A 540-nucleotide genomic window follows, 5' to 3' on the forward strand; every position below is an offset into this window, starting at 1 on the left:
GCGGACCTTCGAAGGAGTTCTGGACTTCGGCTGGTTCGGGCAAGGGAGTCAGCAACGACGAACAATGACAGTTACAAAATTTCCTGAGTTCTGGCGCGAAGCGGATCCAGATGGCCGTGTCACGTTCGATCTCGATATTGACCGCGACCGCTTTGGAATTTCAAGCACAGAGAAGATTCCCCCATCAAAATTATAATCGGTTATGAAGTTAGAAAGTGAGTCGAACCATCCACACCTTCGAGGCTACCATCACGAACCAGTACCAGGTTCGTGATGACCTCGACCAACTCGGGTGGATCGCCTCGAAACTCTGAAACGTCGGCCGCTACTACGCACAACAACAGTGGGACGAAACGGGCGAGATCCCCGATGACAGGGAACTCAAAGCCGAACTCAAAAGTCACGAACGCTATACGGACTTACATTCTCAATCCAGTCAGCGCGTTCTCGAAGAACTCGCTGAAGCGTTCAACGGCTGGTTCGGCAAGCGTCGGAACGGCGACAACCGTGCCCGACCGCCCGGCTACCGCAAACACGGAG

Annotated in this window: 1 protein-coding gene and 1 pseudogene; both read left to right on the forward strand. The window is 53.9% G+C overall.

Annotated features, from left to right (window positions below; all coding sequences use genetic code 11):
* The coding region (locus tag DVK07_RS24070; RefSeq protein WP_233565573.1) for a hypothetical protein at window positions 1–196 on the forward strand (196 nt) is incomplete at its 5' end.
* Between the two features lie 19 nt (window positions 197–215).
* Window positions 216–540: pseudogene (locus DVK07_RS20955) on the forward strand (RNA-guided endonuclease TnpB family protein); the annotation flags it as partial.

This window comes from Halorubrum sp. Atlit-26R (assembly GCF_003666015.1).
GTDB lineage: Archaea > Halobacteriota > Halobacteria > Halobacteriales > Haloferacaceae > Halorubrum.